The organism is Arenibacter sp. S6351L, assembly GCF_023016025.1.
In the GTDB taxonomy this organism is placed as follows: Bacteria; Bacteroidota; Bacteroidia; order Flavobacteriales; family Flavobacteriaceae; genus Arenibacter; species Arenibacter algicola_B.
This window is the reverse complement of record NZ_JALKBB010000030.1, coordinates 59,015-72,779: the sequence shown is the minus strand read 5'-3', so window position 1 is coordinate 72,779 and position 13,765 is coordinate 59,015. Positions and strand designations below refer to the sequence as shown.

Sequence of the window (13,765 nt, the reverse complement as noted above, 5' to 3'; positions counted from 1 at the left end):
AGCACTTGGGCCGTATTGTTGTAATCCTCAGGGGACGCCAGCGGAAGCGCCCCTCCCGTTGCTGTGACATTTGTATATCCGGTGGTAACGGTGAATGCACCAATATCAAATGGTGTGTTATAAGTTACAGTGAACAAAAGGCCACCTCCTTCAGCGGAACTTATATCCTCTATTGTTACCGTTTGCCCATACCCGTTAAACCCAAGAAATAAGAATGCGCATAAAAAAGCTAAACTTCTCAAATAGCGTGAAACCAAAAAATTGGAAAGTATTATATATAGGGAATTTATTTTCATAACCGGTTCTTTCATACTAAGATTTAACCAGGGCATAGATACACCATACCCCTACAAAAATGGGCAATCAATATTAAGAAAAAATACCCCACAAGCCTAACAATACTGCTCAAATATGAATTTATCAGATAAAAAGCAAACTTAGAAAGGTCAGCGGTTTTAAAATAAACGCTCCCCAAGGCATTTTGGCGATCATTACAGTTGTTTATTACAATTATTTCCGACCCTAAATAGACTTAATCATGCTAACCAAAATGACTCATAATCCCAACACCGGTTTCCCCTAGCCCATAATCTGGATCCATCCTTTTTTGACTTCCGTTCCATCACCCAAATCCATGATATAAAAATAGGTACCCTTGGGCAAAACCCCTTTTTCTCCTCTTCCATCCCATGAATTATCATATCCCCTTACGGAATATACCTTATTGCCATACCGGTCAAATATTTCCAAAAAAATATTTGAAAACTCCTGAATACAATTTACTATTAGCCGATCATTGATCCCATCCGCATTAGGTGATATCTGATTGAAAACAAATCCACAGGCATCCACCGATCTGGGCCCAACATGGACCGTGACCGAAGCAACATTATTGGTTACATTGCCATCTTCAGGTTGGGAAGAGACTAAAGAAGCCGTATTTTGAAAAGACCCCTCCTGCAAAACGCGAACTTGGATTTCCAAGGCATGTATTGCTTCCCCTGCAACTTCCGATAGCAACCAGACGCCTGCAGCTGGGTCATACAGTCCGTTATCTACCCTATGGGAAATATATTGAAACCCCATGGAGGCATCTATTAACTCATTTATTCTTATATCTACAGCCTCCAATACGGTTAAATTGTAAAGGACAATTGTAAATTTGATTTGCTCTCCAACAATTGGATTAGAATTATCCACTTCTACCTCTAGCGCAAAATCAATTCCACAGCCCACGGTCATAATTGGGATACATGAATCTTCATTTGCAGGATCCTGTTGGTCGACCACGCCATCATTATCAGCATCCAGAATATTGGACTCCAGTGCATCTATTACAGAATCCCCGTCTTCATCAAGGGCATTACTTACATCCGAACCAACTTCAACCCCATCACGTATCCCGTCCCCATCCGTATCCGGGTTGTTAATATCGGTCCCCAGAACTGTTTCCTCGCCATCCAGTAAGCCGTCATTATCGGTGTCCAATGTACATTCACTAACCGTAATAGCCACGTCAACACTAGCTTTCGGACATATATTATTTGTGGTTGAAGTGGTAAATCTGAAAACATAATCCCCGTTGGAAGCACCTAAAAAATCAACCACATTCCCAGACCCTATTGTTATTGCGCCAGGAGGTGTCCCAACAACACTCCAAACACCAGTAGATACACCATCCCTTGTGTTGTCCAGATCCACACTTGAAACGCCATTTCCAGCTACACTGCAGGCCGAGGTATTGGCTGTAGTTCCAGCGTTGGATTCTTCAATTACCGTGACCCTAACCGGAACACGCGCTGATGCACACCCATTGGCCGATGCTTCCACAAAGTAATCCTTGCTCTGATCGTTATAGGGAGTCGTAAAGCTGCTTCCTTCGGCCAAAACTTGGGAACTATTGGCAGAATCATACCAATACACACTACCGCCTTCACTAACTGTAGCACTTAATTTAGCTGTTCCAGCCCCACAAATGGTAGCCGGATCAATTCCTATAATCTGTGGTATTTTACTCTGCACCAAATTAACTTCCAATGGAGGACTATTACAATTTGCACCCTCATTGTAAAAGAATCCGTAATAGGATGCTGCATTATTCACCACAGAACCGGCCAATCGGGCACCCGTATTGCTAAAATCGCTACTACTACTCCATATTAAATCTACACCGGAAGGTATTGGACTGCTATTATATTCATCTAAATTTTGACTGAAAGCCTGGCAAAAAACAGTGGGTACATCCGGATTTAGTGTAGGTGCGGCCTCAACAGCAGGGCAATCAAAATCATCATCCACATTAATTACGGTCACAGTTTTTATACCCACATCCTCATAATCATCATCACTATCCTTGATTCCGATAGTTATGAAATAGGTAACATCACCATCTATATCCTCATCATCTACCGGTTCTATACGTACTATCTGGGGGGAGCTCCACTTGTCCTTTTTAAACTTTATTTCATCCTTGGAAACAACACCTTCAGAAGTATCCCCAGAATCTATAAACAAGGTAACATCATCTTTTGGTCTAGCTGTCAATACAATACTCAACTGCACGGCAGGACCCTTTTCTCTAGTTCTCACCGTTTGCGGTGTAACTATAAAATCTGCCAAGTCATTATCCTCATTAACCACCGAAACATCCAATACATCATCTGCCTTTAAATCGCCATAACTGTCATCTTCGGAATCCACCTTCCCTGTGATAATCCTGTAAACAACATTCCCATCCACAAGATCATCATCCACGCCAGTTACGGTAATGGTTTGCGCAATATTCCAATTTGCTTCCGTAAAGGTCACATTCTTAACTTCTATGGTACCTTCGGATTCGTCACTACTTTTTAAATCAATTTTTACCTTATCCTTCGGCTGGGAATTGAGCACTATGGTAAAAGAGGCAGTTTGCCCAGATTCGTTGGTACTTCTGCTAATAGCACTAACCGTGATACCTGCTCTTTCCTGCAAGTAAAAAGACACCCTTTCTAAAGATTCTAAATTATTTGAAATCCCATTGGCTGATTCAAAGGCATATATACCCTTATAAATGGCAAAGGGTAAAACTTCAAAATTGTCAATTGGAAAAAGGTAAAATAAGATTAGAAGCAAACGCTTCAGGCTCAACCGATATATGAAATTAAAATAATTCTTGAGTATTCCCATATACCAACTGCTAGGATAAGATTATTAACCATCAGGAGGAAAATCATTGTAAAATTAGGGCGACCAATAATACGCAAATAACATCTCTTGAATTGACAAATTCAATTTTAAAACGAACTCAATCGCAATTATAGACTGTCCTGAATCATTCCAGATTCGCAGACTCTGTTTCAGCTCCTGGATGAATTTTTTTCACCAAGCCCTGAAGCACCTTCCCAGGCCCAACCTCCGTAAATAACGTTGCACCATCAGCTACCATTTGCTGCACACTTTGCGTCCATTTTACAGGAGCCGTCAATTGCGCTATTAAATTAGCCTTTATGGTCTCTGGATCCTTTACCGCAGTAGTAGGCACATTTTGGTATATAGCACAGCTTGGCGTATTAAAAACAGTGTTTTCTATAGCCGCAGCCAATTCTTCCCTTGCAGGTTCCATTAAGGGCGAGTGAAACGCTCCGCCTACCGGTAAGACCAAAGCTCTACGGGCACCGGCTTCCTTCAACTTTTCGCAGGCGATATTTATGGCCTCCACTTCCCCGGAGATAACCAGTTGTCCTGGACAGTTGTAATTGGCAGGTACCACAATACCTGGAACCTCTGCACATATTTTTTCCACAACGGCATCATCCAATCCCAAAACCGCCGCCATAGTGCTCGGTTGTATTTCACAGGCCTTTTGCATGGCCAAAGCCCGCTGGAACACCAATTTCAATCCATCTTCAAAATCCAAGGCTCCATTGGCCACCAATGCAGAAAACTCTCCCAAGGAATGCCCTGCCACCATATCAGGTTTAAAGCTATCGCCCATAACCTTGCTCATAATCACCGAATGTAAAAAAATAGCAGGTTGGGTTACCTTTGTTTCCTTCAAATCCTCTGGAGTACCCTCGAACATAAGATCGGTAATGGAGAATCCTAAAATTTCATTGGCGGTTTCAAACATTTTTTGAGCCAAGGGGTACTTTTCATAAAGATCCAATCCCATTCCTACAAATTGCGCTCCCTGTCCTGGAAAAATATATGCTTTCATCTGTTTATTTTTATTCTATTTATTATCTGTGCAAAAATAAGATTATTTGATTAGGAGTTTACCCGGAATTCTACGAATTATTGCTCATTTGGATTTTCAAACCATAGCTGCAACACGATCAACGCTCCTATTATTTCTTGATATTATTCCTTAAACCAACCGGAATATTTTACATTTTCACCTCACCCGGAACCGTTGAAAAAGACAGTTCCGACCTCTCCAAAGGAGAGGTAGATCAGGTTTCCCTTTCTACAAGCATACAAACCTGAAAATATTCCTTGAAGTATATTTAAAAATAAAAAAATCACTCCTTGAACCAACCGGAATATTTTACATAAGCGTTGGCGATACGCTCTACCTCCCCAACACTTAAGTCGGTGCTGATATCCTTAATTTTTTTTGCCGGCATTCCCGCAAAAACTGTACCTGAAGGCACATGTGTTCCCTTGGTAACCACCGCACCTGCCGCAATGATACTATTGCTTTCCACAACACAATCATCCATAACGATACTCCCCATTCCTATTAACACATTATCATGAATGGTGCAGCCGTGAACAATGGCATTGTGACCTATGGAAACATTGTTACCAATATTGGTAGGCGACTTTAAATAAGTGCAATGTATAACGGCGCCATCCTGTACATTCACCTTATTTCCCATTTTAATATAATGAACATCTCCCCTTAAGACCGCATTGAACCAGATGCTGCATTGGTTTCCCATAACTACATCCCCTACAATGGTGGCATTCTCCGCTATATAACAATCCTCTCCTATCTGGGGCGATTTACCATTTATGGTTTTAATCATTTCGATTTATTTTTAAATTATTTAAGCAGGTTTTATTTTATATTCTACTCTTTAATTGACCCAACTACACCGGGAACCTACCACTTGGGGCAAATCTACGCTATTCAAAAAACGACAGCAAATCCTTCTTTTTGGAAGCGGAAACCATTATCTCCTTGCCGTTGGAAATTACCACACTGCCACCCTTGCCCTTTTTATACTTAACGATCTCATTTACATTTACCAGATACGACTTATGGACCCTGGCAAAGGTATAGTCGGACAAGGCTTCCTCAAAATATTTAAGCGTTTTACTCACCAGAATTTTATGTTTCTCCAAATACAATTCCGTGTAATTGTCATCTGCCCTACAATATAGGATATCCGCCACATTCAACACCTGGAAGCCATCTTGTTGCGGCAGGGTTATTTTTCCGTCCACCTTATTAAACTTAGGGGTAAGAACACGATCTTCAATCGCCTTTTCCTTCTCCCTTATTTCAGCAACGTAATCCACTGCTTTTATAAGCTCATCTATGCTAATGGGCTTCATTAAATAATAGGCAGCATGGGCATTTAGTGCATCTACGGCGTACTGATTATAGGCTGTGACAAAAACGGTCTCAAAATTACGGTCCGGCAGCTGATCCAACAAATCGAAAGCATTTCCAAAAGGCATTTCCACATCAAGGAATACCACATCAAGATCGTTGCTATTGATCAGGGCAAGCCCTTCCTTTATGGTTGCCGCTTCGCCTACCAAATTAACGGAGGGACAATATTTGGCCAAATAATTGCGTAGAATTTCCCTGCTATTGGCTTCATCTTCTACAATTAGGGCGTTTAACTTCATTCTTAAATTTTGTGTTTATTATCTCCCCTTAAGGCCTCTTTGACCTCCCCATCTCAATATTTTTATCTTTTATCAGTCCCTCTTAATAGTAAATAGCACCTTGGTACCGGTCCCATTTGTTTCCAGATCGGAAATAAAAACATCTACCTTATCCTTATACATATCGTTCAATATTTCTATTCTCTTTTTGATGTTGCCCATACCCTTGGATTTTTGTTTTTTCTGATTTTGGGTCTTTAAGGCCGCCGAATTCTTTCTGCCTATACCGTTGTCCGTTATAGAAATCTCCAAGGCATGCCTATCTTTCTGTTTGAGCTCAATCTTTAGAAAACCCTTGTCCTCCCTATAGCGCAAACCATGCCAGATAGCATTTTCTATATAAGGTTGCAATAGCATGGGCGGTATTTGAAAAGCATCAATATCAATATCCTCATCCACTATAATTGCGTAGTCGAATTTATCCGAAAAACGGGAGTGCTCCAACTTGGTATACAGCTCCAGCAATTCCAATTCCTTTGATAATGGAATAAAATCCTCATCGGAATTTTCCAATACGGCCCGCATAAGGGTAGAGAAGTCGCTCAAGTACCGGTTTGCGCTCCTTTCGTCACTTTTGGCTATAAAATTATTTACCGAATTTAGCGCGTTGAATATAAAATGGGGATTCATTTGCGACCTCAAGGATTTAAGGGCCAATAAATTATTGGCCAACTTTTGTTGCTTATTGCTCCTGTAAAAAAAGTATGCTGCCAACCCCATTAAAAGCATTCCAAAAATCAAGGAATAAATGATCCAATTTTGACGTTTTATACTTTCTGCCACCAATTGCTGCTCCGTTAGCGCCAAGCTGTATTTACTTTGGGTAAGCTCCCGCTCCTGTTCAAGGCCGGATATTCTACTCTGCTTGGCGGCAAGCTCCCTATTAAATCTGGCCGCTCTGGCTATTTCTTGTTCCTTTCTAACATATAAGGTATCTACAACGGCTACGTACTCCTGATAGGTCTCCAAAGCTTTGGTGTAATCGCCCTTATATTTATAAACTTCGGATAATTTGCGCGTGGCATCTTTCCGGACCAACAAATCATCGTCAACATCCGCATCCTTTATACTCTCTTCCAAATAGGGTATAGCTTCATCATATTTATCCTGAGCTATATAGGCGTTGGCAATTTTATAATTTATTCTTTGGGCCGATATGGAATCGTTTTCTATGGATAATCCGCCCGCTACCTCATTTTTAGGAATCTTTTTTAAATCCTCCAAACTCTTTTTGCGCAATTGGATTTCCTGGCCATATTGATTTTTTTGATTGTAAAAATCGGCCACTTTCTCTTTCTCCTGGACTGCGCGTTGTGGCGCTTGTCCGGAGGAAAGCTCCAATGAATTATTAAAATAGGCATTTGCTTCCTGAAGTCGATTTCCCTTTGCGTAGGCAGTGGCTATTTTTGAATTTAGGTCGATGGTTTTCGGGGCAATCTGATTCTTATCGGCTATTTTGAGACCCTCGCCATAAAATGCCACAGCATTATCCACGTCTCCCAATCCAACATAGGCATCCCCTAGGGTCTCATAAAGCTCCACCCTTTGAAATGGCACCATATTGGTTATTTTCTCCAGTGGCAACAACAACTTTTCAGCTTCCCCGTACTCTTTGTTCAAGACATAGGTCTTGCCAAGCAGCAAGGATGTTTTTAGCGTCTTGTTGGCCAACAAGGCATCCTTATAACTGGAGATGGCCAAATCGTACTGCTTGTGATATTGATATACCTCACCTAGTGTTGAATACGCTATAGCCAATTGTTCTTTATTACCCATCCCCAATTGGGAAAGTGATTGGGTTATAAAATCGATGCTTTTCCGAATATTGCTCTTTTTGTAATAATTGGCCGAATCGATATAACTATTGTACAAAGAGACCGATCTTTCCACTTTACTACTTCTGCTTATACCAATATTACCCTTGCTATTGGCCTCCACTACAATTTCCAAATCGTCCTTACTTGTTACCCTATACCGAACGGTTTCCATACTGGGACTCTCAAAGACAAGTTCCTGCCCCATGCCTACCTTTACTTTAAATTCCCCTCTAGCATTTGTCAATGTATACTCACCACTACTGGTCGACACTGCCACTCCGGAAAGGCCTTGGCTACTCCCCTTTTCCTTGACCAAGCCCTGTACTTCAAAATTAGCCCCGGTCTGGGATATTTGGGAATGCCCCGCCACAGAACCCAGCACCAATAATAAACATATGTAAAAACATTTGGTCATGCCCATTCAATATATATGATAAACTTAATTGATTTAAACCGTACTAAAAAATGCCTTATTCCTATAAATAGCACAGTTTTTAAACACAAAATAAGCTTAACGAATCCAAAACCCCTGTTGCCTCATCCAAAATGCCCGTTCACTCATTGCTTATTTTTTTTGAAAAATGTTGATCCTACTTTTAACCTATGATATCACCAATTAATATCCAAAAACATAAAACTATGGTGGTTCATAACACTCTAAAAATAGTGGTAAGCCATAATTATCCAACCACTAAAGGGAAATAGGAATCAATGTTTAACTAAAATAAAGTACCGATGAAAAATGTAAAGCAAATATTAGTTTTAGGGGCTCTTACCCTAGGAATGGGCCAAAGTTTTGGCAACGATCTTAATAATGGGAATACTCTAAAAGACCCTGTTTTCACCGAAGTGGTCATGGAAGATTCCAAGCCGGCCAATAATATGGTTAAGATTGCTCTTTTGCTGGATACCAGCAATAGTATGGACGGACTAATTAATCAGGCGAAAGCGCAATTATGGGATATTGTGAACAAATTTACGAATGCCAAATGCGGCAACGATGGCAGGCCTCAGTTGCAGATTGCCCTCTACCAATACGGAAACGATAATTTATCCTCCAGGGAAGGATTTATTCAACAGGTTTTGGGCTTTAGCGGTGATCTGGATGAGATATCAGAAAAACTATTCTCCCTGTCCACCAATGGAGGGGAAGAATATTGCGGGCAAGTAATCCAAACTTCTTTGAGCCAATTGGATTGGGGAAAAAATCCCGACCAGCTAAAGATGATCTTTATTGCCGGCAATGAACCCTTTACTCAAGGAAAATTAAATTATAAGGATGCCGTTGCCAATGCCAAGGAAAAGGATGTTATTGTAAATACCATTTTTTGTGGTGCCTACGAGCAAGGAATCAATACGGGATGGAAAAATGGGGCCCAACTAACAGGAGGGGAATATATGGCCATTGACCATAACCGTGAAGTGGTGCATATAACCACCCCTTATGATGATGTAATTATAAAATTAAATTCCAAACTGAACAAAACCTATATTTCCTATGGGGCCTTAGGTGCCTCAAAAATACAACAGCAAAGCGCCCAGGACAGTAATGCCATGGAAATGGAGGAAGTTGTTGCGGTTAAAAGAGCGGTTAGCAAATCGTCCAGACTTTACAGTAATTCCTCCTGGGACTTAGTTGATGCTTCCAAGGCTGAGGATTTTGACATAGACAAGATTAAAAAGGAACAACTGCCTATGGAGTTAAAGGAAAAATCCAAAGCTGAAATTACTTCTTACATAGAAGGAAAGAAAAGAGAGCGCAGCGACATTCAAAAAGAAATCCAAGACCTGAACAGCAAAAGGGAAGCCTATATAGCCTCACAGCAAAAGGATAATGAAAAGGGTGAATTGGAGAATGCCATGCTTACTGCTATTCAAAAACAGGCGGCCAAGAAAAATTATCGCTGGGAATAAGCCATTTACCTATAAAACCTCCTCTTTAGGCTTTACTTAAAGTTGTAAATAAATGAAAGATATAAAGCAAATGTTCAATGGATCTAGCGAATCTATTGAACATTTAATTATTGTACATCCGTGAACTATTCATCAATAAAAAAAGGAAATTATACCAACTGCGGAACGCAACTTAGGAATTAGTAGTTAACTGCCGGACATTTACAATCGTATCTTTTCTCGGATTGTCCAAAATCGTACCCCAAGGTAATTTGGTGAAATCCACCGTTGTCAAATCTAATATCCCCCATTTGGTAGGAATAGTTGTAGGAGACCAGAAAATTCCTGTAGTTAACCCCCACAATAGGAGTAATGAGCTGTAAACGCTGTTCCCCAAAATCGCTAGTAGTTTGGTATTGGGCACCATCAAAACTTCTTCGGTAGGAAACACCGCCCCAAACCGTTCCAAAATCCACACTTTTATAGACTTTGGCGTTTATATCGATAGCTTTTTCTTGGGTAAACTCCGTAAACTGAAATAGTACGGAAGGCTCTACCTGCCATTCGCTCTTCCCAAACACGTAACCCGATGATATTAAGTATTTTCTTAAGTTATTGGACTCTATGGCCGAATATAGATCCCTACCTCTCCCCATTAGATTATGAACGGCTGCATGGGCATAGAATTCCATATAATTATAAGACATTCCCAAATCCATATTAAAATAGCCTACACTATTCCTGGAACCCGTAATTATTGGATCTGGAATAACAGAAACAAACTCCGACTCGTCCAAATTACTTTGTTGAATTCCCGCACTTAGTCCGAAAGAGAGTTGATTTAGACTTCTAAAATCCCCGCCCAATCTCAAATGATGTGCATAGGTAAGTTTAAATCCCGTTTGGGAATGATAACCATTGGCATCATTAAAGACGGTTGCTCCGTAGCCACTACTTTCACCAACCCTAAAATGTGCGTTTAAGGTCTGCATATTGGGAGCCTCATCCACACTAAACCATTGTTTTCTAATAGTTGCCCTAATTTTCCCTCCTTCACCAATTCCGGCCATAGATGGGTATACCAAATAGTAATTATCCGCTAAATAATCAAAATAGACTGGAACGCCTTCTTGAGCAATGGACTGATAGCCCATCGCAAAAAATGAAAGTAAAATCAATAAATGTTGTTTCATTTAGGATGAGGGGTGTGTTAATAACATCGACCAAATATAAATTATAACGGTTGAAATACTACATTATTATATATGCCATAACTTAGAAAACCTTCGTACTTTTGTAAAAAATATTTAAATGGAGGAGTTTGTAATTACCGTGGTGCCCACGAAGAATCCGGCGATACTTAAATTTGAAACTAATCATTTCATCACAAAAAATAATAACTACGAATTTAAAAACATAGACGAAGCTAAAATTTCGCCTTTGGCCCAACAGTTATTTTACCTGCCTTTTATAAAAACAGTGTATATATCAGGTAACTTTATAGGATTGGAGCGTTATGATATTGTGGAATGGGACGATGTTAAGGATAGTGTGGCACAGCAGTTGGTAGATTATCTTAATGCCGGCGAGCCTGTTGTTAAGGAGGATGAAAATCAAAAGAAGGTTGCAGTAACGGTGTATGCGGAAGTTACTCCCAATCCGTCCGTGATGAAATTCGTGACCAACAAAAGAATTGTACCAACAATTTTTGAATTCAAGAACATAGATGAGGCCAAGGATTCAGAATTGGCCAAGCAGCTATTTATGCTTCCCTTTGTAAAAGAAGTGTTTTTTGATGTAAATTATGTTTCCATAAACAAGTACGATGTTGCGGAATGGGACGATATTACCTTGGAACTTCGTGAGAAAATCAGGGATTTTATTGCTGCTGGCAAAGAAGTGGTATCGGCCAAGAGTCTTCAACAACAAAAAACAACTGCCCCGGAAGCCCAATTGGAGGACACCAATTTGGACGACATATCCAAGCAGATCATTGATATTTTGGAAGAGTATGTAAAACCGGCCGTAGCTAGTGATGGTGGCAATATTCTTTTTAAGTCTTATGAAGAGGACACAAAAACAGTAAACGTTATTTTGCAAGGTGCCTGTAGCGGCTGCCCCTCGTCTACCTATACCTTAAAAAATGGTATTGAAACCATGCTCAAAAATATGATGGGCGATATGGTGAATGAAGTGGTTGCCTTAAATGGTTGATTTTCAATATTAAAAGTGCGAATTCTAGCTTTTATTTGTTAACTTTAAGAGAATCTAAAACTAAATATTATGGCTATCTTAAAAGTTATCGAAGTACTTGCAAATTCAAACAAAGGATGGGAGGATGCTGCTAAAAAAGCTGTAGAGCAAGCTTCCAAATCAGTGAAAAATATACGTTCGGTCTACATTAAAGAACAAAGTGCAACGGTTAAGGACGGGAAACTGGACGATTATCGTGTAAACGTTAAAATTACTTTTGAAGTGAATTAATTTTATTCGCATTTCAATCAACAAGCGCCGTTAAAAGGCGCTTTTTTTGTACTGTCTTTTTATTATAGCACGCGGACAGTTAGAACCTTAAGTGCAAGCTCCCAAGATTAACAATTGTTTAGTGCTTAGAATTTGACAAGGAACCGGAATTTTTATTGTTTTGCAAAAATTTAAAATTACATGAATATATTTAACGAATACGAAGATAATATTGCTAAAGCTCAAGAATGGGCGTGGGAAATTCTGCCCGGATTAGTCACCTCTATAGTCACTTCCGTACTTATACTTATCGTAGGGCTTTGGGTAATTAGATTGGTCAATAGAATGGTTAGAAAGTTCTTTAGGAAGACGGAATACGACCCTTCTTTGGAATCGTTCCTTCAAAGTTTTGTGAGTATCGGTTTAAAATTAATGCTATTCGTACTGGTTATCACACAATTGGGTGTACAATCTTCTTCCTTGGTAGCCATTATTGGTGCCGCTGGCCTGGCCGTTGGTTTGGCCTTGCAAGGCTCCTTGGCCAATTTTGCGGGAGGAGTACTTATATTAGTCTTTAAACCGTTTAAGGTAGGTGATTTTATATCGGCGCAGGGTGTAGATGGCACGGTTAAAGAAATCACCATTTTCACAACTAAAATAAGCACTTTTGGAAATCAAATTGCCGTTGTTCCCAATGGTCAATTGTCCAACAATAATATTATTAATTATAATGCCCAAAACACCCGTAGGGACAAAATAGCGGTAGGCATAGGATATAATTCCAATATTAAGGAGGCAAAGGATATATTGTTACAGATATGCTCGGAGAACGAGAACATCCTTAAGGATCCGGCTCCCGAAGTATATGTGGCCGAATTGGGCGATAGCTCCGTTAATCTCTCCCTGCGTTTTTGGGCCAAAAATGAAGTATTTTGGGCGGCCCACTTCCATGTTATGGAAGAGCTGAAAAACAGGTTTGATGCCGCCGGAATTGAGATTCCATTCCCACAAAGGGTTATCCACCAGCCTAAGGCCTAAGCCTTTTTGGTTGGCAACATAAAATCCTTTAAATAATACGGTTCAAAGTAAGCGACATTTTCAAAATCGTTTGCTTTGAACTTTTTATAGGACAATTCTCCCATCTCGTTAGCTGTGGGCAACGCCGAATGATAATTAAAATTTGGATGATCCAACAGTTCCCGGCATTTCTCCGGTCCGTCCCCAATTAATAAAACACTGCCTTTTTGAGCGTATTCCAAAAAGCTGTCCTTGTTGATTATTTCTGCCCTGGTCTCCCTTATATTGTTCCCTTCCGCATCAAAAACTGCCGAATATACTTCCATTCTCCTGGCATCCAATAGAGGAATTATAAAATCATAGTTTTTTGCATATCCCTGCTTGGCCAAACTTTCCAAGGTAGAAACCGAGATCAGCGGGAGATCCAACGAGAAACAAAGTCCCTTGGCTGCTGACACTCCTATGCGCAGACCAGTGTAGGACCCCGGCCCCTTGCTCACGGCAATGGCGGATATATCCTTAAAAGTCAAGGAAGCCCCTTTCAAAGCTTCCTCTATAAAAATGTGCAACTGTTCCGAATGCGAATAATTGGGACTATTATCTTCCCTTAAATAAATTATTTCCCCATTCCTAGCAATACTCACTGAACAATTGGTGGTTGCAGTCTCTAAATTTAATATCATAGTCATATA

The 13,765-nt window shown here is 40.2% G+C and carries 12 protein-coding genes; 4 read left to right on the top strand and 8 right to left on the bottom strand.

Features of this window, described 5'->3' with window-relative positions:
• From MWU82_RS20005 to MWU82_RS19980, 6 genes are all read right to left on the bottom strand, one after another.
• Window positions 1–311, bottom strand: a 311-nt coding sequence (locus MWU82_RS20005; protein WP_247097689.1) for a hypothetical protein, incomplete at its 3' end; no start/stop codon positions are given.
• Between the two features lie 268 nt (window positions 312–579).
• Window positions 580–3,168, bottom strand: a complete 2,589-nt coding sequence (locus MWU82_RS20000) for a gliding motility-associated C-terminal domain-containing protein (RefSeq protein ID WP_247097688.1) — start codon at window positions 3,166–3,168, stop codon at window positions 580–582.
• A gap of 145 nt (window positions 3,169–3,313) precedes the next feature.
• Complete coding sequence (gene fabD / locus MWU82_RS19995; RefSeq protein ID WP_215950186.1) at window positions 3,314–4,198, bottom strand: ACP S-malonyltransferase; 885 nt, start codon at window positions 4,196–4,198, stop codon at window positions 3,314–3,316.
• Window positions 4,199–4,502: 304 nt separating this feature from the next.
• Window positions 4,503–5,012: a gamma carbonic anhydrase family protein gene (locus MWU82_RS19990; RefSeq protein ID WP_215950185.1), complete on the bottom strand. Its 510-nt coding sequence runs from the start codon at window positions 5,010–5,012 to the stop codon at window positions 4,503–4,505.
• Between the two features lie 100 nt (window positions 5,013–5,112).
• Window positions 5,113–5,844 carry a LytTR family DNA-binding domain-containing protein gene (locus MWU82_RS19985; protein WP_215950184.1) on the bottom strand — a complete coding sequence of 244 codons (732 nt, stop codon included), beginning with the start codon at window positions 5,842–5,844 and terminating at the stop codon, window positions 5,113–5,115.
• A gap of 72 nt (window positions 5,845–5,916) precedes the next feature.
• The gene (locus MWU82_RS19980) at window positions 5,917–8,115 is read right to left on the bottom strand and encodes a histidine kinase (protein WP_348647003.1); all 2,199 of its coding nucleotides are present in this window, start codon (window positions 8,113–8,115) and stop codon (window positions 5,917–5,919) included.
• A 320-nt stretch (window positions 8,116–8,435) separates the two neighbouring features.
• On the opposite strand from MWU82_RS19980, the gene MWU82_RS19975 reads away from it, so the two are divergent.
• A complete protein-coding gene (locus MWU82_RS19975) occupies window positions 8,436–9,614 on the top strand; it encodes a vWA domain-containing protein (RefSeq protein ID WP_247097686.1) in 1,179 nt (392 codons plus the stop codon).
• Window positions 9,615–9,793: 179 nt separating this feature from the next.
• Here MWU82_RS19975 and MWU82_RS19970 read toward each other — a convergent pair whose 3' ends face one another.
• A complete protein-coding gene (locus MWU82_RS19970) occupies window positions 9,794–10,786 on the bottom strand; it encodes a type IX secretion system membrane protein PorP/SprF (protein ID WP_247097685.1) in 993 nt (330 codons plus the stop codon).
• A 118-nt stretch (window positions 10,787–10,904) separates the two neighbouring features.
• On the opposite strand from MWU82_RS19970, the gene MWU82_RS19965 reads away from it, so the two are divergent.
• The 3 genes from MWU82_RS19965 to MWU82_RS19955 all read left to right on the top strand — a co-directional run bounded on the left by MWU82_RS19965 (window position 10,905) and on the right by MWU82_RS19955 (window position 13,094).
• Window positions 10,905–11,807, top strand: a complete 903-nt coding sequence (locus MWU82_RS19965) for a NifU family protein (protein ID WP_215950180.1) — start codon at window positions 10,905–10,907, stop codon at window positions 11,805–11,807.
• Window positions 11,808–11,876: 69 nt separating this feature from the next.
• A complete protein-coding gene (locus MWU82_RS19960; RefSeq protein ID WP_215950179.1) occupies window positions 11,877–12,077 on the top strand; it encodes a dodecin family protein in 201 nt (66 codons plus the stop codon).
• A 180-nt stretch (window positions 12,078–12,257) separates the two neighbouring features.
• On the top strand, window positions 12,258–13,094 hold the full coding sequence (locus MWU82_RS19955) for a mechanosensitive ion channel domain-containing protein (RefSeq protein ID WP_215950178.1): 837 nt from the start codon (window positions 12,258–12,260) through the stop codon (window positions 13,092–13,094).
• On the opposite strand, the gene tsaB is transcribed toward MWU82_RS19955, so the two are convergent.
• Window positions 13,091–13,762: a tRNA (adenosine(37)-N6)-threonylcarbamoyltransferase complex dimerization subunit type 1 TsaB gene (gene tsaB, locus MWU82_RS19950; RefSeq protein ID WP_247097684.1), complete on the bottom strand. Its 672-nt coding sequence runs from the start codon at window positions 13,760–13,762 to the stop codon at window positions 13,091–13,093. The two genes, MWU82_RS19955 and tsaB, sit on opposite strands and share 4 nt — an antisense overlap.
• Window positions 13,763–13,765 lie beyond the last annotated feature (3 nt).

Bases quoted from the DNA above. Each gene is read 5' to 3' on its own strand.
- tsaB (WP_247097684.1), bottom strand. From the start codon at position 13,762: ATGACTATGATATTAAATTTAGAGACTGCAACCACCAATTGTTCAGTG.
- MWU82_RS19970 (WP_247097685.1), bottom strand. From the start codon at position 10,786: ATGAAACAACATTTATTGATTTTACTTTCATTTTTTGCGATGGGCTAT.
- MWU82_RS19955 (WP_215950178.1), top strand. From the start codon at position 12,258: ATGAATATATTTAACGAATACGAAGATAATATTGCTAAAGCTCAAGAA.
- MWU82_RS19960 (WP_215950179.1), top strand. From the start codon at position 11,877: ATGGCTATCTTAAAAGTTATCGAAGTACTTGCAAATTCAAACAAAGGA.
- MWU82_RS19985 (WP_215950184.1), bottom strand. From the start codon at position 5,844: ATGAAGTTAAACGCCCTAATTGTAGAAGATGAAGCCAATAGCAGGGAA.
- MWU82_RS19980 (WP_348647003.1), bottom strand. From the start codon at position 8,115: ATGACCAAATGTTTTTACATATGTTTATTATTGGTGCTGGGTTCTGTG.
- MWU82_RS19990 (WP_215950185.1), bottom strand. From the start codon at position 5,012: ATGATTAAAACCATAAATGGTAAATCGCCCCAGATAGGAGAGGATTGT.
- fabD (WP_215950186.1), bottom strand. From the start codon at position 4,198: ATGAAAGCATATATTTTTCCAGGACAGGGAGCGCAATTTGTAGGAATG.
- MWU82_RS19975 (WP_247097686.1), top strand. From the start codon at position 8,436: ATGAAAAATGTAAAGCAAATATTAGTTTTAGGGGCTCTTACCCTAGGA.
- MWU82_RS19965 (WP_215950180.1), top strand. From the start codon at position 10,905: ATGGAGGAGTTTGTAATTACCGTGGTGCCCACGAAGAATCCGGCGATA.
- MWU82_RS20000 (WP_247097688.1), bottom strand. From the start codon at position 3,168: ATGGGAATACTCAAGAATTATTTTAATTTCATATATCGGTTGAGCCTG.